The organism is Escherichia sp. E10V5 (genome assembly GCF_004212315.1).
In the GTDB taxonomy this organism is placed as follows: Bacteria; Pseudomonadota; Gammaproteobacteria; order Enterobacterales; family Enterobacteriaceae; genus Escherichia.
In genome coordinates, this window is sequence record NZ_RHJM01000038.1 from 39,928 (window position 1) to 62,272 (window position 22,345).

Genomic DNA, 22,345 nt, shown 5'->3' on the forward strand with positions numbered 1-22,345 from the left:
GTGCAGGTGCAGGTGCAGGTTTAGCTTCCGTTGCCCCTGCTGCCGGTTGTGCCAGCAGGTTACGCACGCGAGTCTGCATCAGTTTTTCCAGCATCGCCTGGCTTTGCAGTGTTTCCGGGAGATCCATCGAGATATTTTGCTGGCTTAACTGGTCCACCTCGTCGAGAAACGCTTTGGTGGTGGCATCTTCAGTATCGTAATAAGCACGAACCCAGGTGGAGACGTTCTCCAGCGCCTGGCGGTACGTCTCTTCCTGATGACGCGGCACTGCTTGTGCGGCGACCAGCAGACGGGAACGAATATTTTCGCGCAGATAGATATCCTGATTCGGCGCTAACAGCGGTACGGCAGTATCATCACGACGGCGAATCGTAATGAAGTTGTCCATAAAACTCTGCCAGCTTTTTTGCAGATTGACGCGCCATTCGCTGATGGAGCTGGAAAGCTCTTCACCATCGGAATCCATTGGCGAACCGTCGCTATCATTGTCGGCCAGACGCAAGTTATCCACTTGATTAGATAGCTGATTCAACTTGAGGATAATGCCGTCATAATCCACCTGCGTTACCGCAGAAAGGCTGGCAATATCATTGGTAATTGCCCGGCGAACAGCAATAAGGCTGGGGTCATTCATATCTGCCAGGCTGGCATCAGCGCTTTTCAGTAACGCTGCTGCGGTGGTGACGTCCTGATCGCTCCAGAGTTTACGTCCGGCAAGTTTTACCAGAAAGTCCGCCTGTGCCAGAAGCCAGGTTTTGGCATCGCTACCAGAGATGGTAGCGACCTTTTGTTGGACTTCATCCAGCTGTTTTGCCAGCGTTTCTTGCTGTCGATTCGCCTGCTCTAACTGTACAGCCTGTTGCTTAATAATGCCTTCCAGCTCCGCTTTTTGGCTTTCCTGGGCTTTTTGCAGTGCCGTGAGTTGGCTCGCCAGGGCATCGCTGGTGGCAGTCTGACTGACGGCCTGTTGTTTACCCCAGCCATACAAACCGACGCCTGCTGCCAGAGCAATGGCGATAGCCACCGCACTGAGAATCAGAGCGGTACTATTCTTACTCTTCTTTTCTGCAACGACAGGTTGTGGCGTGGTGTCCACGGCCTCCCTGGTATCTTCAACCACGGCGGAGGTTTTTTCTTGTTCCGTCATTATGGCTTCCTGTTATGAGAGTTATTGTAATGCCCGTAAAAGCGCATCGTTGTCAGCGTTATCGGCGACCTTAATGTCATTCCAGCCCAGTTCCCGGGCGAGTTTCGCCAAACGCTCACTGACGACCAAAAGCCGACAGCGTAGTAACCAGTGCTCACGATACCATTGTGGGATCAATGACCAGAGTTGATGCAACATTTCACCGCTGGTAACAACGACGGTCGTCACCTCGCGGGATTGCCAACGCATCGCCTCTTCTGCACCGTCATAATGAATGGCGCACCGTTGATAACATTCACAAAAAGTGACTTCAGCACCGCGTGCCGTCAGAGTTTCTCCAATCAGCTCACGACCGCCGTTGCCACGTAATATCAGCGCACGTTTGCCCGCAATACTTTGTAATTCCGGTAATTGTAGCAAGACTTCACTGATTTCCCGATCCTGCGGATAACGAACCTGGTGTCCGCTCACGGTATGCAGCGCCAGCGCAGTGGTGCGGCCGATGGCGAAATAACCAGCAAGTAATGGCCATTTAAGAGCTTGCTGATGCAGTTGTGATTGGGCAAAAGCAACGGCGTGTTGCGAAAGGGCAAACAATAGATCGCCTTTACCAAGTGCTGATAGCTGGTCGGCAAGTTGTGGTAATTGCCGACCCGGGGAAAACTCTATCAGCGGAAAATGCCAGGCCACCTGCCCCAGTGTGCGCAGACGGCTCACTAACTCTTCTCCAGCTGGAGATGGGCGGGTGACCAGGATACTCATGCTGGCGCGTCCCCGTTGTAGACTTCAGCGAGAATCTCCCGTGCGCCGTTATTCAGTAGCTCTTCCGCCAGTGAAATCCCCATTTGCTCGGCATCCTGCGGCGCACCGCGGCGTTCACCACGAATAATCTGCGAACCGTCCGGCGCACCGACCAGCGCACGCAACCAGATTTTGCCGTCGACAAGTTCGGCATAGCTGCCAATCGGCACCTGACAACCCCCTTCCAGACGGGTATTCATCGCACGTTCAGCGGTGACGCGTAGCGCGGTTTCATGGTGATTAAGTGCGGCAAGAAGCTCGCGGGTACGCGTATCATCAAGGCGGCATTCAATACCTACGGCACCTTGTCCGACTGCCGGAAGAGAAATTTCTGGGGGCAGTGCAGCGCGAATGCGGGACTCCAGCCCTAAACGTTTTAATCCAGCCATGGCAAGAATAATGGCATCGTATTCGCCGTTATCCAGCTTGCTAAGGCGTGTTCCAACGTTCCCACGCAGAGAGCGGATAATCAGGTCCGGGCGGCGTTCCGCCAGTTGGCACTGGCGACGTAAGCTGGAAGTCCCGACGATACTGCCAGCCGGTAACGCATCCAGATTGTCATAATTATTGGACACAAAGGCATCACGCGGATCCTCGCGTTCGCAAATGGTGACCAGCCCCAGACCTTGCGGGAATTCAACCGGCACATCTTTCATCGAATGTACGGCGATATCGGCGCGGTTTTCCAGAAGCGCGACTTCCAGCTCTTTAACAAATAAGCCTTTTCCGCCTACTTTCGCCAGCGGCGTATCAAGAATTACATCGCCGCGCGTCACCATCGGTACTAGTTCAACGACTAATCCCGGATGGCTCGCCATCAACTTGTCTTTGACATAGTGCGCCTGCCAGAGTGCAAGTGGGCTTTGGCGTGTGGCAATTCTTAAAACATTGTCTAACATGCTTGTTACCGTCATTATCATCCGTGGTCCATCCTAACATCCTTGCTGGAGCGATGTCAGTGTTGTGGTGAAACGTTGACGTTAATGCAAAACGTAAATTGAATCCTGACAGGCGCTTCAAGCCGTCGTAATAAGGAATTTACAGAGAATAAACGGTGCTACACTTGTATGTAGCGCATCTTTCTTTACGGTCAATCAGCAAGGTGTTAAATTGATCACGTTTTAGACCATTTTTTCGTCGTGAAACTAAAAAAACCAGGCGCGGAAAGTGGTAACAGTTACCTTTGACATACGAAATATCCCGAATGCCGCGTGTTTCCGTTGATGTTGCCGGAATCACAGACATGACGGGTAGCAAATCAGGCGATACGTCTTGTACCTCTATATTGAGACTCTGAAACAGAGACTGGATGCCATAAATCAATTGCGCGTGGATCGCGCGCTTGCTGCCATGGGGCCTGCATTCCAACAGGTTTACAGTCTGCTGCCGACATTGTTGCACTATCACCATCCGCTAATGCCGGGTTACCTTGATGGTAACGTTCCCAAAGGCATTTGCCTTTACACGCCTGATGAAACCCAACGCCACTACCTGAACGAACTTGAACTGTATCGTGGAATGTCAGTACAGGACCCGCCGAAAGGCGAGCTTCCGATTACTGGTGTATACACCATGGGCAGTACTTCGTCGGTAGGGCAAAGTTGTTCCTCTGACCTGGATATCTGGGTCTGTCATCAATCCTGGCTCGATAGCGAAGAGCGCCAGTTACTACAACGTAAATGTAGCCTGCTGGAAAGCTGGGCCGCCTCGCTCGGGGTGGAAGTTAGCTTCTTCCTGATTGATGAAAACCGTTTCCGTCACAACGAGAGTGGCAGTCTGGGGGGCGAAGATTGCGGCTCCACCCAGCATATACTGCTTCTTGATGAATTTTACCGTACCGCCGTGCGTCTCGCCGGTAAGCGTATTCTGTGGAATATGGTGCCTTGCGACGAAGAAGAGCATTACGATGACTACGTGATGACGCTCTACGCGCAGGGCGTGCTGACGCCAAATGAATGGCTGGATCTCGGCGGCTTAAGCTCGCTTTCTGCTGAAGAGTACTTTGGTGCCAGCCTTTGGCAACTCTACAAAAGTATCGATTCCCCGTACAAAGCGGTGCTGAAGACACTGCTGCTGGAAGCCTATTCCTGGGAATACCCGAACCCACGCCTGCTGGCGAAAGATATCAAACAGCGTTTGCACGACGGCGAGATTGTGTCGTTTGGCCTCGATCCGTACTGCATGATGCTGGAGCGTGTTACTGAATACCTGACGGCGATTGAAGATTTCACCCGTCTGGATTTAGTACGCCGCTGCTTCTATTTAAAAGTGTGCGAAAAACTCAGCCGTGAACGCGCCTGCGTAGGCTGGCGTCGTGAAGTGTTAAGCCAGTTGGTGAAAGAGTGGGAATGGGACGATGCTCGTCTGGCAATGCTCGATAACCGTGCTAACTGGAAGATAGATCAGGTGCGTGAGGCGCACAACGAGCTGCTCGACGCAATGATGCAGAGCTACCGTAATCTGATCCGCTTTGCGCGCCGCAATAACCTTAGCGTCTCCGCCAGCCCGCAGGATATCGGCGTGCTGACGCGTAAACTGTACGCCGCGTTTGAAGCATTACCGGGTAAAGTGACGCTGGTAAACCCGCAGATTTCACCTGATCTCTCGGAACCGAATCTGACCTTTATTTATGTACCGCCGGGCCGTGCTAACCGTTCAGGTTGGTATCTGTATAACCGTGCGCCAACGATTGAATCGATCATCAGCCATCAGCCGCTGGAATATAACCGTTACCTGAATAAGCTAGTGGCCTGGGCGTGGTTTAACGGCCTGTTGACTTCACGTACACGCTTGTACATTAAGGGCAATGGCATTGTTGATCTGCCGAAGTTGCAAGAGATGGTGGCCGATGTGTCGCACCACTTCCCATTGCGTCTGCCCGCACCGACGCCAAAAGCGCTCTACAGTCCATGTGAGATTCGCCATCTGGCAATAATTGTTAATCTGGAATATGACCCGACGACGGCATTCCGTAACCAGGTAGTACATTTCGATTTTCGTAAGCTGGATGTTTTCAGCTTTGGTGAAGAGCAAAAATGCCTGGTGGGTAGTGTTGACTTGCTGTACCGCAACTCGTGGAACGAAGTGCGTACGCTGCACTTCAACGGTGAGCAGTCGATGATTGAAGCCCTGAAAACCATTCTCGGCAAAATGCATCAGGACGCCGCACCGCCCGATAGCGTGGAAGTCTTCTGCTACAGCCAGCATCTGCGCGGTTTAATTCGCACCCGCGTGCAGCAACTGGTTTCTGAGTGTATTGAACTGCGTCTTTCCAGCACCCGCCAGGAAACTGGGCGCTTCAAGGCACTGCGCGTTTCTGGTCAAACCTGGGGTTTGTTCTTCGAACGCCTGAATGTATCGGTACAGAAACTGGAGAACGCCATCGAGTTTTATGGCGCTATTTCGCATAACAAACTGCACGGCCTGTCAGTGCAGGTTGAAACCAATCACGTCAAATTACCGGCGGTGGTGGACGGCTTTGCCAGCGAAGGGATCATCCAGTTCTTCTTCGAAGAAACGCAAGACGAGAATGGCTTTAATATCTACATTCTCGACGAAAGCAACCGAGTTGAGGTGTATCACCACTGCGAAGGTAGCAAAGAGGAGCTGGTGCGTGACGTCAGCCGCTTCTACTCGTCATCGCACGACCGTTTTACCTACGGCTCTAGCTTCATTAACTTCAATCTGCCGCAGTTCTATCAGATTGTGAAGGTCGATGGTCGCGAACAGGTGATTCCGTTCCGCACAAAATCTATTGGCAACATGCCACCTGCCAATCAGGACAACGATACGCCGCTGTTACAGCAGTATTTTTCGTGATGAGCGAGCCGGAAAGCGAGGCTTATCCGGCATGCAATTTTAGCGGAAACTGACTGTTTCACCCGCCTGCTGCGTTGCCGCCTGTTCCAGCAAATCCCAGAAGGTTTCACCGCTACGGTCGCAAATCCACTCGTCGCCTTTCAGATCAAAATGGTAGCCGCCCTGTTTGGTTGCCAGCCATACCTGGTGCAGCGGTTCCTGGCGGTTGATAATGATTTTGCTGCCGTTCTCAAAGGTAATGGTCAGCACGCCACCGTTGATTTCGCAGTCGATATCGCTGTCGCCATCCCAGTCGTCCAGATGCTCTTCAATGGTTAGCCACAGTTGGTCAGCCAGGCGATGAAATTCACTGTCGTTCATTGTTGTATCCTGTTTTTAAGTGATGGCGGCAGTATAGCGGCATGGGGTCAGGGCTTCAAAGTTTGCACCTCTGCAGCTGCGTTCCGGCACGATTCATCCGTCACTGGAATAATAATGTCTCTGTATAGCGAAAGATTTGTCTCTTCATTAGGGCGCAGGTACACCACGCCTTTCCCTGTTTCTGGTAAACATTATGATCAGGTTCACCGAGCGAGCATCCCCACGCTGACGGAACTAAAAAAGACAACAAACAAACCACATTGCGATAGTGCATAAAGCCATCCTGGCGCGAGGTGCCGATCACGAAACCACCAGCAAAACATAAATCCCCACGTGTAAGCGTTATACTCGCAGCAAATCCTCACTTTTCAGACTTCATAAAGAGTCGCTAAATGCTTGCTTTTACGCCTTCTCCTGCGATGATAGAAAGCAGAAAGCGATGAACTTTACAGGCAATCCATAATGAAAAACGTGTTTAAGGCACTCACTGTATTACTTACTCTCTTCAGCCTGACGGGCTGCGGTCTGAAAGGTCCGCTCTATTTCCCGCCTGCAGATAAAAACGCACCGCCGCCGACCAAACCGGTAGAGACGCAAACGCAATCCACGTTGCCGGATAAAAACGACCGCGCCACAGGCGATGGCCCATCCCAGGTGAATTACTAAAAGTCAGTTTCTGTACCCGCGTGATTGGAGTAAATGATGCAATTCTCGAAAATGCATGGCCTTGGCAACGATTTTATGGTCGTCGACGCGGTAACGCAGAATGTCTTTTTTTCACCGGAGCTGATTCGTCGCCTGGCGGATCGGCACCTGGGGGTAGGGTTTGACCAGTTGCTGGTGGTTGAGCCGCCTTACGATCCTGAACTGGATTTTCACTATCGCATTTTTAATGCTGATGGCAGTGAAGTGGCGCAGTGCGGCAACGGCGCGCGCTGCTTTGCCCGTTTTGTGCGTCTGAAAGGGCTGACCAATAAGCGCGATATCCGCGTCAGCACTGCCAACGGGCGGATGGTTCTGACCGTCACCGATGATGATCTGGTCCGCGTAAATATGGGCGAGCCCAACTTCGAACCTTCCGCTGTGCCGTTTCGCGCTAACAAAGCGGAAAAAACCTATATTATGCGCGCCGCCGAGCAGACAATCTTATGCGGTGTGGTGTCGATGGGAAATCCGCACTGCGTGATTCAGGTCGATGATGTCGATACCGCGGCGGTAGAAACGCTTGGCCCTGTTCTGGAAAGCCACGAACGTTTCCCGGAGCGCGCCAATATCGGTTTTATGCAAGTGGTTAAGCGCGAGCATATTCGTTTACGCGTTTATGAGCGTGGGGCAGGAGAAACCCAGGCCTGCGGCAGCGGCGCGTGTGCGGCGGTTGCGGTAGGGATTCAGCAAGGTTTGCTGGCCGAAGAAGTACGTGTGGAACTCCCTGGTGGTCGTCTTGATATCGCCTGGAAAGGTCCGGGTCATCCGTTATATATGACGGGTCCGGCAGTACATGTTTACGACGGATTTATTCATCTATGAAGCAACCAGGGGAAGAACTACAGGAAACACTCACGGAGCTTGATGACCGGGCGGTTGTCGATTATCTGATTAAAAATCCTGAGTTTTTTATCCGCAATGCGCACGCAGTAGAAGCGATACGTGTGCCGCATCCGGTACGTGGTACCGTTTCGCTGGTCGAGTGGCATCTGGCTCGCGCGCGTAACCATATTCATGTTCTGGAAGAGAACATGTCGCTGTTGATGGAACAGGCTATCGCCAACGAAGGCCTGTTTTATCGCTTACTCTACTTGCAGCGTAGTCTCACCGCCGCCAGCAGTCTCGACGATATGCTGATGCGTTTTCACCGCTGGGCGCGTGATTTAGGGCTGGCAGGCGCGAGTGTGCGCCTGTTTCCGGATCGTTGGCGCTTAGGTGCGCCGTCGAACCATACTCATCTGGCATTAAGCCGTCAGGCTTTTGAACCACTGCGTATTCAGCGGCTGGGGCAGGAGCAGCATTATCTGGGGCCGCTTAACGGGCCGGAGTTGCTGGTGGTGCTACCGGAAGCGAAAGCGGTGGGATCGGTGGCGATGTCGATGCTGGGAAGCGATGCTGATTTAGGCGTAGTGCTGTTCACCAGCCGCGATGCTAATCACTATCAACAAGGACAGGGAACGCAGTTACTTGATGAAATTGCGCTGATGATGCCGGAGCTTCTGGAGCGTTGGATTGAACGCGTATGACCAATTTACATACCGATGTAGAACGCTATCTACGTTATCTGAGCGTGGAGCGTCAGCTTAGCCCAATAACTCTGCTTAACTACCAGCGCCAGCTTGAGGCGATCATCAATTTTGCCAGCGAAAATGGCCTGCAAAGTTGGCAGCAATGCGATGTGACGATGGTGCGCAATTTTGCTGTACGCAGTCGCCGTAAAGGGCTGGGCGCGGCAAGCCTCGCATTACGCCTCTCTGCGCTACGTAGCTTTTTTGACTGGCTGGTCAGCCAGAACGAACTCAAAGCCAACCCGGCAAAAGGTGTTTCGGCACCGAAAGCGCCGCGTCACCTGCCAAAAAATATCGACGTCGATGATATGAATCGGCTGCTGGATATTGATATCAACGATCCTCTCGCCGTGCGCGATCGGGCAATGCTGGAAGTGATGTACGGCGCGGGTCTGCGTCTTTCCGAACTGGTGGGGCTGGATATCAAACACCTCGACCTGGAGTCTGGCGAAGTGTGGGTGATGGGGAAAGGTAGTAAAGAGCGCCGCCTGCCAATTGGTCGCAACGCTGTGGCGTGGATTGAGCACTGGCTTGATTTGCGCGATCTGTTTGGCAGCGAAGACGACGCACTTTTCCTGTCGAAACTGGGCAAGCGTATCTCCGCGCGTAATGTACAGAAACGCTTTGCCGAATGGGGCATAAAACAAGGGCTGAATAATCACGTTCACCCGCATAAATTACGTCACTCGTTCGCTACGCATATGCTGGAGTCGAGCGGCGATCTTCGTGGTGTGCAGGAGCTGCTGGGTCATGCCAACCTCTCCACCACGCAAATCTATACTCATCTTGATTTTCAACACCTTGCCTCGGTGTACGATGCGGCGCATCCACGCGCCAAACGGGGGAAATAATGCGTTTTTACCGGCCTTTGGGGCGCATCTCGGCGCTCACCTTTGACCTGGATGATACCCTTTACGATAACCGTCCGGTGATCCAACGTACTGAGCAAGAAGCACTTGTCTTTGTGCAAAATTATCATCCGGCGCTGCGCAGCTTCCAGAATGAAGATCTGCAACGTCTGCGTCAGGCGGTACGGGAAGCGGAACCCGAGATTTATCACGACGTAACGCGCTGGCGTTTTCGTTCGATTGAACAAGCGATGCTCGACGCCGGGCTGAGCGCGGAGGAAGCCAGTGCCGGCGCACACGCGGCAATGATCAACTTTGCCAAATGGCGTAGCCGGATCGATGTTCCGCAGCAAACCCACGACACCTTAAAACAGCTGGCTAAGAAATGGCCGCTGGTGGCGATCACCAACGGTAACGCCCAGCCGGAGCTGTTTGGCCTGGGCGACTACTTTGAGTTTGTGCTGCGTGCTGGCCCACACGGGCGCTCAAAACCGTTCAGCGATATGTACTTCCTGGCGGCGGAAAAACTCAACGTGCCGATCGGCGAGATCTTACATGTCGGGGACGATCTCACCACTGACGTGGGCGGGGCAATTCGCAGCGGAATGCAGGCCTGTTGGATCAGACCGGAAAATGGCGATCTGATGCAAACCTGGGACAGCCGTTTACTCCCGCATCTGGAAATTTCCCGGTTGGCATCTCTGACCTCGCTGATATAATCAGCAAATCTGTATATATACCCAGCTTTTTGGCGGAGGGCGTTGCGCTTCTCCGCCCAACCTATTTTTACGCGGCGGTGCCAATGGACGTTTCTTACCTGCTCGATAGCCTTAATGACAAACAGCGCGAAGCGGTGGCCGCGCCACGCAGCAACCTTCTGGTGCTGGCGGGCGCGGGCAGTGGTAAGACGCGCGTACTGGTGCATCGTATCGCCTGGCTGATGAGCGTGGAAAACTGCTCGCCATACTCGATTATGGCGGTGACGTTTACCAACAAAGCGGCGGCGGAGATGCGTCATCGTATCGGGCAACTGATGGGCACCAGCCAGGGCGGCATGTGGGTCGGCACCTTCCACGGGCTGGCGCACCGTTTGCTGCGTGCGCACCATATGGACGCCAATCTGCCGCAGGATTTCCAGATCCTCGACAGCGAAGACCAGCTACGCCTGCTTAAGCGTTTGATCAAAGCCATGAACCTCGACGAGAAGCAGTGGCCGCCGCGCCAGGCAATGTGGTACATCAACAGCCAGAAAGATGAAGGCCTGCGTCCGCATCATATTCAAAGCTACGGTAATCCGGTGGAGCAGACCTGGCAGAAGGTGTATCAGGCGTATCAGGAAGCGTGTGACCGCGCGGGCCTGGTGGACTTCGCCGAGCTGCTGCTGCGCGCCCACGAACTGTGGCTTAACAAGCCGCATATCCTGCAACACTACCGCGAACGTTTTACCAACATCCTGGTGGACGAATTCCAGGATACCAACAACATTCAGTACGCGTGGATCCGCCTGCTGGCGGGCGACACTGGCAAGGTGATGATCGTCGGTGATGACGACCAGTCAATCTACGGCTGGCGCGGGGCGCAGGTCGAGAACATTCAGCGTTTCCTCAATGATTTCCCCGGTGCTGAAACTATTCGTCTGGAGCAGAACTACCGCTCAACCAGCAATATTCTGAGCGCCGCTAACGCCCTGATTGAAAACAACAACGGGCGTCTGGGTAAAAAACTGTGGACCGATGGCGCGGACGGTGAGCCTATTTCCCTCTATTGTGCCTTTAACGAACTCGATGAAGCGCGTTTTGTGGTTAACCGCATCAAAACCTGGCAGGACAACGGCGGGGCGCTTGCCGAGTGCGCCATTCTCTACCGCAGCAACGCCCAGTCGCGTGTGCTGGAAGAAGCACTGTTGCAGGCGAGTATGCCGTACCGTATTTACGGCGGGATGCGCTTCTTCGAACGTCAGGAAATCAAAGATGCGCTCTCGTATCTGCGCCTGATTGCCAACCGCAACGACGACGCGGCCTTTGAGCGAGTGGTGAATACACCAACACGGGGTATTGGTGACCGGACGCTGGACGTGGTACGTCAGACATCGCGCGATCGCCAGTTAACACTCTGGCAGGCGTGCCGTGAACTGTTGCAGGAAAAAGCCCTCGCCGGACGTGCAGCCAGCGCCTTGCAACGGTTTATGGAATTAATCGACGCCTTAGCGCAGGAAACTGCCGATATGCCTCTACATGTACAGACTGACCGGGTAATTAAAGACTCCGGCCTGCGCACCATGTACGAGCAGGAGAAGGGCGAAAAAGGCCAGACGCGTATCGAAAACTTAGAGGAACTGGTTACGGCAACGCGCCAGTTCAGCTACAACGAAGAAGACGAAGATTTAATGCCGCTGCAGGCGTTCCTCTCCCATGCGGCACTGGAAGCAGGTGAAGGGCAGGCGGATACCTGGCAGGATGCGGTGCAGTTGATGACGCTACACTCGGCGAAAGGTCTGGAGTTTCCGCAGGTGTTTATCGTTGGTATGGAAGAGGGCATGTTCCCAAGCCAAATGTCGCTGGATGAAGGCGGGCGTCTGGAAGAAGAACGCCGTCTGGCCTACGTTGGCGTAACCCGCGCGATGCAGAAACTGACGCTGACCTACGCGGAAACTCGCCGTCTGTATGGCAAAGAGGTTTACCATCGCCCGTCGCGCTTTATTGGCGAGCTGCCGGAAGAGTGTGTGGAAGAGGTGCGCCTGCGCGCCACGGTAAGCCGCCCGGTCAGCCATCAGCGGATGGGTACGCCAATGGTCGAGAATGACAGCGGCTACAAACTCGGCCAGCGCGTGCGCCACGCCAAGTTTGGTGAAGGCACTATCGTCAATATGGAAGGCAGCGGCGAGCATAGCCGTTTGCAGGTGGCATTCCAGGGCCAGGGAATTAAATGGCTGGTGGCAGCTTACGCCCGGCTGGAGACGGTGTAATTTACGATTCCGTTGCGGGATGAGGTGCAGTTCATGCGCACCTTATCCGGCCTACAGAAATGGCACCCGGTAGGCCGGATAAGGCGTTTACGCCGCATCCGGCATCAGCACCTTACTTAGCGCACTTCTTCACATCAATATTCCAGTCAGCACCAGACGCAACCTGATGTTTCTGCGCGAAATTATCCATATTCAGCGCCACGGAAACATTCAACAAGCTGTTCAGATACACCATCGGCTGGCCTTCCGGCACATCGCCGAAGCTGGCGACATACGGCATTTTCCCTGCGTATTTTTGCTGGGAACCTTCGGAAATGGTCACACATAACGTATCGTTGAGTTTGATCCCCGCCTGATTCAACAACTCGTCGCTGATATTGCTCCAGACGTTACCGTACTGAATATCAAGAATCGGGATATTGCCCTTCACTTCACCTTTTGTCGCTTTCGCTTTCTGATAAGGCAGTTCGACAACTTTTGCCGGAAGCTCAGGCCCCACCTGCTCAAAGGAAATCGCTCCGGAAGCCAGACGCGCACCGGTGTAGGCATATACATCGCGACCGTGGAAGGTATATGACTTTTCAGAACCTTTCAGGCGGTTAGCTTTTTCATCGATTTCCCGGACGCTATCAATACCCAGAGTTTGTGCCACCAAAGTGAGCGTACCGTTGTCTGGTGAAACGAAGTACTGACCGTTTTTGGTTTTCAGCACCACCGATTTACGGTCAGTGCCTACGCCCGGATCGACCACACTGACAAACACCGAACCTTGCGGCCAGTAACTGGCAGTCTGATACAGGCGATAAGCACCTTCCCAGATGTTATACGGTGGAATTTCGTGGGTTAAATCAAAGATTTTAAGATTATGGTCAACGCCGAAAGCGACGCCTTTCATCGCCGAGACGGCCCCATCTTTCAGGCTAAAATCCGTTTGTAAAATCAAAGCGTTATCCGCATAAGCGGACGATGATCCCAGACACGTTAATAAAAATAACGTTGCGAGCGTTTTTTTCATTTTTGTTTCCCTTCATTTATCTGATGATTTTCCTGCTGTGTAGCCAGCCCCAGTTTGTCTGGCCTCCTCGAGTGTACAATGCTTAACTTTTCCGCTCGACGGAAATCATGGTAACAAAAGGATAGCGTTGCCACGGGATTGCCCCGCCTTTCACATACATATGTGAAATCGTGCCATCAAGATAAAGCAGCTGCTCGACGTCCAGTTTCGCTTTGGCATAACAGGCAAAATCATAAAAATTTGTCGCCTGCTGGCTCAACAAAAACACAGCGTTCCCTTGTTTATTAATCCCCACACCGTTACGGATTTTGCGTGAGGCGACGTTGGGATGAATACGCGGATTAATTACGCCATTTTCCATCAGCATTGGCCCTGACTGCACCGCAAACTGAATCTCTTTACTGGCTTTAAAGGCATCCAAACGAACGATGCCGACTTTATTTCCCGCAACATAAAAAACGCCGCCAGGACGGATAAAGAAATTACCTTCCCCCGAGGCGAGATTTAACGCCACTTTCTGCTGACCGTTTTCGATGTACAAACCGAGCGGCGCATAGCTTTCATCATAGATGCCGCCGTTCATCACCATCTGAACCTGATCCTGATTATTAACATCAGCCAGCAGCGCATGTAACGTTCCCCACGCTTCGCCATTGGCTTTTTGCCAGTACATTTTCACCCGTTCGGTTTGAGGATTAACGGTATACGCCTGCACAGTCAGCGTTGGGGCAGAGAGCGCGCAGTCATCAGCAGCAACAGCAAACAAGGGGAGCAAGGTGAGAGCGAGAAAAATCCGTTTGAGATTCAAGGTGATCATTCCTTTACCAATGAGTAGCCGATGCGCCATTATAGGTCCTGGATGTGGGATTTTTTTATCCTGTTAATGACCTTGACGAGTACCAAAAAGCGCGAAGTTCAACTATTGTTCTGTGGTGTTCTGTTGCGTGTTGACGGCAAAATTTTGCTGGCGTAACATGCGCGCACGATCACTCTAAGAGGACATTCGCCTTGGACACACCCAGTAGATACTGGCTCATTATCCTGTCATCCAGGATCAACTCCTAAGGCTATCCCCTTTTGCTGATAGCCTTAGCGGTTGTCAGCGACCTCAATTTTCCCGTCGCGCTGAGTCAGGCTGTTTAATGGTCTGAAACCCAATTTGTTTCTGTGTGCCCACCGAACTGTCCGATATTTTAAGCATTGGGAGTCCCGGTCATGCTGAGCGCATTTCAACTGGAAAATAACCGACTGACCCGGCTGGAAGTCGAAGAGTCACAACCCCTTGTAAATGCAGTATGGATTGATCTTGTCGAACCGGATGACGACGAGCGACTGCGCGTACAATCTGAACTTGGCCAGAGCCTGGCAACTCGCCCGGAACTGGAAGACATCGAAGCATCGGCGCGTTTCTTTGAAGACGATGACGGCCTGCATATTCACTCCTTCTTCTTCTTTGAAGATGCGGAAGATCACGCCGGTAACTCTACTGTAGCATTTACCATCCGCGATGGTCGTCTGTTTACACTGCGTGAACGCGAGCTGCCTGCATTCCGTCTGTATCGTATGCGCGCCCGCAGCCAGTCGATGGTAGACGGTAACGCTTACGAGCTGCTGCTGGATCTGTTCGAAACCAAAATCGAACAGTTAGCGGATGAAATTGAAAACATCTACAGCGATCTGGAGCAACTGAGCCGGGTGATTATGGAAGGGCGTCAGGGCGATGAGTACGACGAGGCACTCTCCACATTGGCAGAACTGGAAGATATCGGCTGGAAAGTTCGCCTGTGTCTGATGGATACCCAGCGCGCGCTCAACTTCTTGGTACGTAAAGCACGCTTACCGGGTGGGCAACTGGAGCAGGCGCGTGAAATCCTGCGAGATATCGAGTCCCTGCTGCCGCATAACGAATCCTTGTTCCAGAAGGTGAACTTCTTGATGCAGGCAGCGATGGGCTTTATCAACATCGAGCAGAACCGCATCATCAAAATCTTCTCGGTGGTATCCGTCGTGTTCCTGCCGCCAACGCTCGTCGCTTCCAGCTACGGGATGAACTTTGAGTTTATGCCAGAGTTGAAGTGGAGCTTCGGCTACCCGGCAGCGATTATCTTTATGATCCTCGCGGGCCTGGCACCGTATCTGTACTTTAAGCGCAAGAACTGGCTGTAAAAAGAAGGCGGTGGCTTAGCCTGGCTAAGCCACCTGTTATTCAAAGGCTCCAGGTATTTAACCCTTTTACTTCTTTCTCATAGAACCATTTGTTCGTGTTAACAGCAACATAGGCTGCTACGGCAATTCCCAGAATGTTAACGCCAATTAGTGCACCAACAAATAGAGATAGAATACCAAGTAATAGAACTATAATTGCTTTTTTCTATAATCCCAGGACAAATAAATATATCCAGGAACAGAAGAAAGCAATGAAATTCATTTGAATAGTTAAGCGTTGTCTTACTTTTAATGCTTTAAATGCTGCTTTATATTCTGGTGTTGCCCCCCAGAATCCAGGAAAACCATGTTGATCATAAAAATTAAATCGATATTTCCATTTTTCACTTAATGAACCATCGTTCATATATTCCTTACTCATAAATACTCCGTACTATTGTTTTGATGAATCAGTAGGTGCAAGCATTAGCATACTGAAAGTGGAAAAGTAGCAAATTAAAAAAATCATCGAACCATTGCCTGAACAGGCAAAATCTTCGGCTATCATTGTGATGATAGAGATAATATATACTGCCAATGTACCAAAAACATAAGTTTTTATATATATGAAACCACTATCACGGAGTCGTTGGCAATTCATGTTGATGACGAGATAATGGAGTGCGATGGTAGAGACTATAACAAGAAAACCTGCTTCCCCATCGTTAAAAAAGATAATAAGAAAGGCAAAAAAGAAATTTATTAAAATAAATGAAAATATATATCGGCGTCTGGAAATCTTACCGTCAGATGTTGGGATAAATATACGTAACATAAATTTTACATCCTTGTGTGATTCTCTTGCCAGCATGACAATATGCCCACTCTCATGCAAGAGCAGGCATATTTTTTCAGAATATATTTATTTTTTATTTGGACGTTCTACGCTGCGTATAAATCGCATCCATCACAAAAATTGCCAGCGCCACCCAAATAAAGGCGAAAGTCACCATCTTATCGGCACCCGGTTTTTCACCATAAAACGTCACAGCCAGCAGGAACATCAGCGTCGGGCCAATGTACTGGAAAAAGCCTAACGTTGAGAGACGCAGGCGTGTCGCAGCGGCGGTAAAACACAACAGCGGTACGGTAGTGACAATACCGGCGGCGATCAGCAGTAAATTCAGCGACATAGGGTTTTGCCCCATATGGCTGGTTGAGCTGTCGGCAATAGCAAACAGGTAAATCGCCGCCACGGGCAGCAACCACATGGTTTCGATTAACATGCCGGTTTGCGCTTCAACGGCAATTTTCTTGCGTACCAGGCCGTAGAAGGCAAAACTAAACGCCAGCCCCAGCGCGATAATAGGTAGCGAACCAAAAGTCCACAGCTGGACCAACACGCCACATATCGCCAGAATCACCGCCAGCCATTGCATCCGGCGGAATCGCTCGCCGAGGAAAATCATCCCCAGCACAATGTTCACCAGCGGGTTAATAAAGTACCCGAGGCTCGCTTCTAGCATATGGTGATTGTTCACCGCCCAGATAAACAGTAGCCAGTTGCCGCCAATCAGCACGGCAGAGACTGCCAGCATAAAAATTTTCTGTGGCGTCTGAATCAGCGTTTTTAAATAGGACCACTGGCGGCAGATGCTCATCAGCACCACCATAAAGAAAAACGACCAGATCACGCGATGCGTCAGGATCTCATCGGCGGGCACGTAGTAAATCAGCTTGAAGTACGCTGGGGCGATACCCCAAATAAAATAAGCGGCAAGAGCGAGTAATACGCCCTGCCGCGTTTGTTTTGCATCCATTGGAAAACTCATTTTTTGTTGTTGATAGCAGTTGACCTGCTCAGTTTGCTGACAAAGTGTGCTTTGTTCATGCTGGATGCGGCGTTAACGCCTTATTCAGCCTACAAAACCATGCAAATTCAATATATTGCATTTCTCTGGTAGGCCTGATAAGCGTAGCGCATCAGGCAATTTTGCGTTTGTCATAAGTCTCAGCAGTTTACCTGCTTTTATGTATTCAACCTACCATATAGGTGGCGGTAGCACTGGCAATATAAAGCTGTTCTTCATTGTGCAGTTCAACGCGGGCGACGGCGACTTTATTACCCGCACGCAGCAGGCTACTGGTAGCTGTAAAACGCTCGCCTCTGCCTGGACGTAGATAATCGACGCGAAGATCAATTGTCCCCATCCGCGATAGCCGCTGGCGCAGTTCATCCTCACTGATGGTTTCGTGGCGGGTTAAGGTGCTACCTACACACACCAGACCCGCGGCGACGTCCAGCGCCGACGCAATGACCCCACCGTGCAAAATGCTTTGCGCCCAGTTACCAACCATCATCGGCTGATTTTTAAAGGCCAGCTGTGCAAATTCTTTTTCGTAACGCTCCAGCTCCATCCCCAATGCGCGGTTAAATGGCATGTGATAAACAAACATTTCACCCACTAATTTCAGGGCTTGTTCGGCGGTCAGTACGGCAGACATATCATCCTTACACCTCATTGGTTAATGAAATGTTGATTTTATGCTTCTTTGTTGTTGGTTTCTACTTTAGGAAGGGATAACTAACGGCAATTGAGTTAAGTATGTAAAATAGCCCGCAGAAAAAATATTCATCTAATCAATAATTCGTTACGGAGAACACGATCGATGCGGACTCTACTGGGCTGCTTGTTGCCGATGTGTATGCTGCCGATAGTGGCAAATGCGCAAGAGGCAACGGTGAAAGATGTGCATGACGCGCCAGCAGTACGTGGCAGCATTATCGCCAATATGTTGCAGGAGCATGACAATCCTTTCACCCTTTATCCTTACGACACCAACTACATCATCTACACCCAAACAAGTGATCTCAATAAAGAAGCGATAGCCAGTTACGACTGGGCAGAAAACGCGCGTAAGGATGAAGTAAAGTTCCAGTTGAGCCTGGCGTTTCCGCTGTGGCGTGGGATTTTGGGGCCAAACTCTGTACTGGGCGCCTCCTACACCCAGAAATCCTGGTGGCAGCTTTCTAATAGCGATGAGTCATCACCGTTTCGCGAAACTAACTACGAACCGCAATTGTTCCTCGGTTTTGCCACCGATTATAGTTTTGCTGGCTGGACGTTGCGCGATGTGGAAATGGGCTACAACCACGACTCAAACGGACGTTCAGACCCGACTTCCCGTAGCTGGAACCGTATCTACACCCGCCTGATGGCAGAAAATGGTAACTGGCTGGTGGAAGTGAAGCCGTGGTATGTGGTGGGTAATACGGACGATAACCCGGACATCACCAAATATATGGGTTACTACCAGCTTAAAATTGGTTATCACCTCGGTGATGCTGTGCTGAGCGCGAAAGGGCAGTACAACTGGAACACCGGTTATGGTGGTGCGGAGTTAGGCTTAAGCTACCCGATCACTAAACATGTGCGTCTTTATACCCAAGTCTACAGCGGCTATGGCGAATCGCTCATCGACTATAACTTTAACCAGACCCGCGTCGGTGTGGGAGTTATGCTAAACGACCTGTTCTAATGCGAGTTGATTGAAAGGCAAATCTGGAATCCAGCATCCAGGATTATCCTCTCAGAGACTAAAAGCATTGCAGTTTCTCGCGCAGGCGCTGAAAATAGCGCCTGTTTTTATTTCAGGCAATCGGGGTGAATGTGGCGCAGGCGGAAGTGTTGAATCTGGAGTCAGGAGCTAAGCAGGTTTTACAAGAAACCTTTGGCTACCAACAGTTTCGCCCTGGTCAGGAAGAGATCATCGATACCGTACTTTCTGGTCGCGATTGCCTGGTCGTCATGCCCACTGGTGGCGGAAAATCCCTTTGCTATCAAATTCCTGCCTTATTGCTAAACGGCCTTACCGTGGTTGTTTCACCGCTGATTTCGTTGATGAAAGATCAGGTGGATCAACTGCAAGCCAACGGCGTGGCGGCGGCGTGCCTTAACTCGACGCAAACCCGAGAGCAGCAACTTGAAGTGATGACAGGCTGCCGTACCGGGCAAATTCGTCTGCTCTATATCGCGCCGGAACGCCTGATGCTGGATAACTTCCTTGAGCATCTGGCGCACTGGAATCCGGTGTTATTAGCCGTTGATGAAGCGCACTGTATCTCCCAATGGGGCCACGATTTCCGCCCGGAATATGCCGCGCTCGGTCAGCTGCGTCAGCGTTTTCCGACGCTGCCGTTTATGGCGCTAACCGCCACCGCCGACGACACCACGCGGCAGGATATCGTGCGCCTGCTGGGGCTGAACGATCCGCTGATTCAAATCAGCAGTTTTGATCGTCCGAATATTCGCTACATGCTGATGGAGAAGTTCAAACCGCTCGATCAGTTGATGCGTTACGTGCAAGAACAGCGCGGTAAGTCGGGCATTATCTACTGCAACAGCCGGGCGAAAGTAGAAGACACAGCCGCGCGTCTGCAAAGTAAAGGAATTAGCGCGGCGGCGTATCATGCCGGCCTGGAAAACGATGTTCGCGCCGATGTGCAGGAGAAATTCCAGCGCGATGACCTGCAAATTGTGGTGGCGACCGTGGCGTTCGGCATGGGCATCAACAAGCCGAACGTCCGCTTCGTGGTGCATTTTGATATTCCGCGCAATATCGAATCCTATTATCAGGAAACCGGTCGCGCCGGGCGTGATGGCCTGCCCGCGGAAGCGATGCTGTTTTACGATCCGGCTGATATGGCGTGGCTGCGCCGTTGCCTGGAAGAGAAACCGCAGGGGCAATTGCAGGATATCGAGCGCCACAAACTCAATGCGATGGGCGCATTTGCCGAAGCGCAAACCTGCCGCCGTCTGGTGTTGCTGAACTATTTTGGCGAAGGTCGTCAGGAGCCGTGCGGGAACTGCGATATCTGCCTCGATCCCCCCAAACAATACGATGGTTCAACCGATGCGCAGATTGCCCTTTCCACTATTGGTCGCGTAAATCAGCGGTTTGGGATGGGCTATGTGGTGGAAGTGATTCGCGGCGCCAATAACCAGCGTATCCGCGACTATGGTCATGACAAACTGAAAGTCTACGGCATGGGCCGCGATAAAAGTCATGAACACTGGGTAAGCGTGATCCGCCAGCTGATTCACCTCGGCCTGGTGACGCAAAATATTGCCCAGCACTCCGCGTTACAGCTGACAGAAGCCGCGCGCCCGGTACTGCGCGGCGAATCCTCTTTGCAACTTGCCGTGCCGCGTATTGTGGCGCTCAAACCGAAAGCGATGCAGAAATCGTTCGGCGGCAACTATGACCGTAAACTGTTCGCTAAATTACGCAAACTGCGTAAATCGATTGCCGATGAAAGCAATGTCCCGCCGTACGTGGTGTTTAACGACGCAACCTTAATTGAGATGGCGGAACAGATGCCGATCACCGCCAGCGAAATGCTCAGCGTTAACGGCGTTGGGATGCGCAAGCTGGAACGCTTTGGTAAACCGTTTATGACGCTTATCCGCGCGCATGTTGACGGCGACGACGAAGAGTAGTCAGCGGCATAAAAAAGTGCCAGGATGAAGATTCCGTAAACGTTTTCCCCGCGAGTCAATTGTATGTTGATGTTATTCCTCACCGTTGCCATGGTGCACATCGTGGCGCTTATGAGCCCCGGTCCCGATTTCTTTTTTGTCTCTCAGACCGCCGTTAGTCGTTCCCGTAAAGAAGCGATGATGGGTGTGCTGGGCATTACCTGCGGCGTAATGGTTTGGGCTGGGATTGCGCTGCTTGGCCTGCATCTGATTATCGAAAAAATGGCCTGGCTGCATACGCTGATTATGGTAGGTGGTGGCCTGTATCTCTGCTGGATGGGTTATCAGATGCTGCGTAGTGCACTGAAAAAAGAGGTTGTTTCTGCACCTGCGCCACAGGTAGAACTGGCGAAAAGCGGGCGCAGTTTCCTGAAAGGTTTGCTGACCAATCTCGCTAATCCGAAAGCGATTATCTACTTTGGCTCGGTATTCTCATTGTTTGTCGGCGATAACGTCGGCACCACCGAACGCTGGGGCATTTTCGCGCTGATTATTGTCGAAACGCTGGCATGGTTTACCGTCGTTGCCAGCCTGTTTGCCCTGCCGCAAATGCGCCGTGGTTATCAACGTCTGGCGAAGTGGATTGATGGTTTTGCCGGGGCATTATTTGCCGGATTTGGCATTCATTTGATTATTTCGCGTTGATGCCAGACGCGTCATCAGAGTAAGTCGGATAAGGCGTTTACGCCGCATCCGACATTATTTTTCAAGCGTGTCTCGCCGATGCCAACAGCGCTCCCACCAGCATAAACAGCGAGCCGAAAATCTTATTCAATGCCTTCATTTGTTTCGGCCCTTTTATCCATAACGCGATCCGTTGGGCGAGGGTGGCGTAACCGATCATCACAATAATATCGACCACAATGGTGGTGACACCGAGCACGATATACTGCATAACTTGCGGCTGCTGCGGCATGATGAATTGCGGAAATAGCGCTGCCAGAAACACAATACTTTTGGGATTGGTGAGATTCACAAACACGGCCCGTTGGTACAGATGACGCCGTGATTGGGTCGGGGTCAGCGATTTAAGGTCAATTGCACCAGCGGTGCGCCACTGCTGGATCCCCAGCCAAATCAGGTAAGCCGCTCCCGCCCACTTCAACACTTCAAACGCAATCACTGAGCGGGAAAATAGCGTCCCCAATCCCACGCCAACCAGCACAATATGAATCGCCAGCCCGGTTTGTAAACCAGCAATAGACGCCACTGCACCACGATAACCGTGGTTAAGGGAAGTGGTCATGGTATTGATTGCGCCAGAGCCTGGCGACAGGCTTAAAATGATCGATGTCAGCAGGTAGGCAAACCACCATTCTAAAGTCATGATGAACTCCCGGTGTGTCTATTTTTGTGCCACAATACGCTACTGTCGCAGCGTTGTGTCAGGCACGCTTAAAAAAACGATTTTACGTGGTTTAAGAGGCTGATT

Annotated in this window: 22 protein-coding genes and 2 pseudogenes; 12 read left to right on the forward strand and 12 right to left on the reverse strand. The window is 51.7% G+C overall.

All coding sequences use genetic code 11. From position 1 onward, the window contains the following. The 3 genes from hemX to hemC form a co-directional block, all read right to left on the reverse strand. On the reverse strand, positions 1–1,147 hold a 1,147-nt coding region (hemX, locus tag D9738_RS22205; RefSeq protein ID WP_130261223.1), incomplete at its 3' end, for a uroporphyrinogen-III C-methyltransferase. Between the two features lie 21 nt (positions 1,148–1,168). Then, complete coding sequence (gene hemD / locus D9738_RS22210) at positions 1,169–1,909, reverse strand: uroporphyrinogen-III synthase (RefSeq protein ID WP_130261206.1); 741 nt, start codon at positions 1,907–1,909, stop codon at positions 1,169–1,171. Continuing rightward, complete coding sequence (hemC, locus tag D9738_RS22215; RefSeq protein WP_130261207.1) at positions 1,906–2,847, reverse strand: hydroxymethylbilane synthase; 942 nt, start codon at positions 2,845–2,847, stop codon at positions 1,906–1,908. The genes hemD and hemC overlap by 4 nt, the downstream gene beginning before the upstream one ends. A gap of 373 nt (positions 2,848–3,220) precedes the next feature. Here hemC and cyaA point away from each other — a divergent pair, with 373 nt between their 5' ends. Next, the gene (gene cyaA / locus D9738_RS22220) at positions 3,221–5,767 is read left to right on the forward strand and encodes a class I adenylate cyclase (RefSeq protein WP_130209424.1); all 2,547 of its coding nucleotides are present in this window, start codon (positions 3,221–3,223) and stop codon (positions 5,765–5,767) included. 39 nt (positions 5,768–5,806) lie between these two features. Here cyaA and cyaY read toward each other — a convergent pair whose 3' ends face one another. Together cyaY and D9738_RS24950 are read right to left on the reverse strand one after the other, a co-directional pair. Continuing rightward, entirely contained in the window at positions 5,807–6,127 is a 321-nt protein-coding gene (gene cyaY / locus D9738_RS22225) for an iron donor protein CyaY (protein WP_000999936.1), read from the reverse strand. A 125-nt stretch (positions 6,128–6,252) separates the two neighbouring features. After that, a pseudogene (locus tag D9738_RS24950) lies at positions 6,253–6,431 on the reverse strand (DKNYY family protein); the annotation flags it as partial. A gap of 158 nt (positions 6,432–6,589) precedes the next feature. Here D9738_RS24950 and D9738_RS22235 point away from each other — a divergent pair. From D9738_RS22235 to uvrD, 6 genes are all read left to right on the forward strand, one after another. After that, complete coding sequence (locus tag D9738_RS22235; protein WP_021581201.1) at positions 6,590–6,793, forward strand: lipoprotein; 204 nt, start codon at positions 6,590–6,592, stop codon at positions 6,791–6,793. 36 nt (positions 6,794–6,829) lie between these two features. Then, entirely contained in the window at positions 6,830–7,654 is an 825-nt protein-coding gene (gene dapF / locus D9738_RS22240; protein WP_001160654.1) for a diaminopimelate epimerase, read from the forward strand. Further along, the gene (locus tag D9738_RS22245; protein ID WP_130209426.1) at positions 7,651–8,358 is read left to right on the forward strand and encodes a DUF484 domain-containing protein; all 708 of its coding nucleotides are present in this window, start codon (positions 7,651–7,653) and stop codon (positions 8,356–8,358) included. Before dapF ends, D9738_RS22245 begins: the two co-directional genes overlap by 4 nt. Further along, positions 8,355–9,251, forward strand: coding sequence for a tyrosine recombinase XerC (gene xerC / locus D9738_RS22250; protein ID WP_130209428.1), 897 nt, complete (start codon positions 8,355–8,357; stop codon positions 9,249–9,251). The genes D9738_RS22245 and xerC overlap by 4 nt, the downstream gene beginning before the upstream one ends. Further along, positions 9,251–9,967 (forward strand): 5-amino-6-(5-phospho-D-ribitylamino)uracil phosphatase YigB, encoded by a 717-nt coding sequence (yigB, locus tag D9738_RS22255; RefSeq protein ID WP_130261208.1) that lies wholly within the window; start codon positions 9,251–9,253, stop codon positions 9,965–9,967. The genes xerC and yigB overlap by 1 nt, the downstream gene beginning before the upstream one ends. 83 nt (positions 9,968–10,050) lie before the next feature. After that, entirely contained in the window at positions 10,051–12,213 is a 2,163-nt protein-coding gene (gene uvrD, locus D9738_RS22260) for a DNA helicase II (protein ID WP_000383407.1), read from the forward strand. Between the two features lie 112 nt (positions 12,214–12,325). On the opposite strand, the gene D9738_RS22265 is transcribed toward uvrD, so the two are convergent. After that, entirely contained in the window at positions 12,326–13,228 is a 903-nt protein-coding gene (locus D9738_RS22265) for an S-adenosyl-l-methionine hydroxide adenosyltransferase family protein (protein WP_130261209.1), read from the reverse strand. Positions 13,229–13,310: 82 nt separating this feature from the next. Then, positions 13,311–14,075 carry a phosphodiester glycosidase family protein gene (locus tag D9738_RS22270; protein ID WP_130261210.1) on the reverse strand — a complete coding sequence of 255 codons (765 nt, stop codon included), beginning with the start codon at positions 14,073–14,075 and terminating at the stop codon, positions 13,311–13,313. A 161-nt stretch (positions 14,076–14,236) separates the two neighbouring features. Between D9738_RS22270 and ysgD the strand changes: the two genes are divergently transcribed. Together ysgD and corA are read left to right on the forward strand one after the other, a co-directional pair. Further along, positions 14,237–14,293 carry a YsgD/CorL family protein gene (gene ysgD / locus D9738_RS25305; RefSeq protein ID WP_212723238.1) on the forward strand — a complete coding sequence of 19 codons (57 nt, stop codon included), beginning with the start codon at positions 14,237–14,239 and terminating at the stop codon, positions 14,291–14,293. Positions 14,294–14,443: 150 nt separating this feature from the next. Further along, positions 14,444–15,394 carry a magnesium/cobalt transporter CorA gene (gene corA / locus D9738_RS22275; RefSeq protein WP_130209436.1) on the forward strand — a complete coding sequence of 317 codons (951 nt, stop codon included), beginning with the start codon at positions 14,444–14,446 and terminating at the stop codon, positions 15,392–15,394. A 40-nt stretch (positions 15,395–15,434) separates the two neighbouring features. Here the strand turns inward: corA and D9738_RS22280 are convergent. The 4 genes and pseudogenes from D9738_RS22280 to yigI form a co-directional block, all read right to left on the reverse strand. After that, a pseudogene (locus tag D9738_RS22280) lies at positions 15,435–15,815 on the reverse strand (DUF2628 domain-containing protein). 12 nt (positions 15,816–15,827) lie between these two features. Continuing rightward, a complete protein-coding gene (yigG, locus tag D9738_RS22285) occupies positions 15,828–16,208 on the reverse strand; it encodes a protein YigG (protein ID WP_276320300.1) in 381 nt (126 codons plus the stop codon). A gap of 94 nt (positions 16,209–16,302) precedes the next feature. Beyond that, complete coding sequence (gene rarD, locus D9738_RS22290) at positions 16,303–17,193, reverse strand: EamA family transporter RarD (RefSeq protein WP_000339104.1); 891 nt, start codon at positions 17,191–17,193, stop codon at positions 16,303–16,305. 217 nt (positions 17,194–17,410) lie between these two features. Continuing rightward, entirely contained in the window at positions 17,411–17,878 is a 468-nt protein-coding gene (gene yigI / locus D9738_RS22295) for an acyl-CoA thioesterase YigI (RefSeq protein ID WP_001277142.1), read from the reverse strand. Between the two features lie 165 nt (positions 17,879–18,043). Between yigI and pldA the strand changes: the two genes are divergently transcribed. From pldA to rhtC, 3 genes are all read left to right on the forward strand, one after another. Continuing rightward, the gene (gene pldA, locus D9738_RS22300; RefSeq protein ID WP_130223375.1) at positions 18,044–18,913 is read left to right on the forward strand and encodes a phospholipase A; all 870 of its coding nucleotides are present in this window, start codon (positions 18,044–18,046) and stop codon (positions 18,911–18,913) included. Between the two features lie 131 nt (positions 18,914–19,044). Beyond that, a complete protein-coding gene (gene recQ / locus D9738_RS22305) occupies positions 19,045–20,874 on the forward strand; it encodes an ATP-dependent DNA helicase RecQ (RefSeq protein WP_130209494.1) in 1,830 nt (609 codons plus the stop codon). Between the two features lie 63 nt (positions 20,875–20,937). After that, on the forward strand, positions 20,938–21,558 hold the full coding sequence (rhtC, locus tag D9738_RS22310; protein ID WP_000928845.1) for a threonine export protein RhtC: 621 nt from the start codon (positions 20,938–20,940) through the stop codon (positions 21,556–21,558). A gap of 61 nt (positions 21,559–21,619) precedes the next feature. On the opposite strand, the gene rhtB is transcribed toward rhtC, so the two are convergent. Further along, positions 21,620–22,240 (reverse strand): homoserine/homoserine lactone efflux protein, encoded by a 621-nt coding sequence (gene rhtB / locus D9738_RS22315; protein ID WP_130261212.1) that lies wholly within the window; start codon positions 22,238–22,240, stop codon positions 21,620–21,622. Between the last annotated feature and the right edge of the window lie 105 nt (positions 22,241–22,345).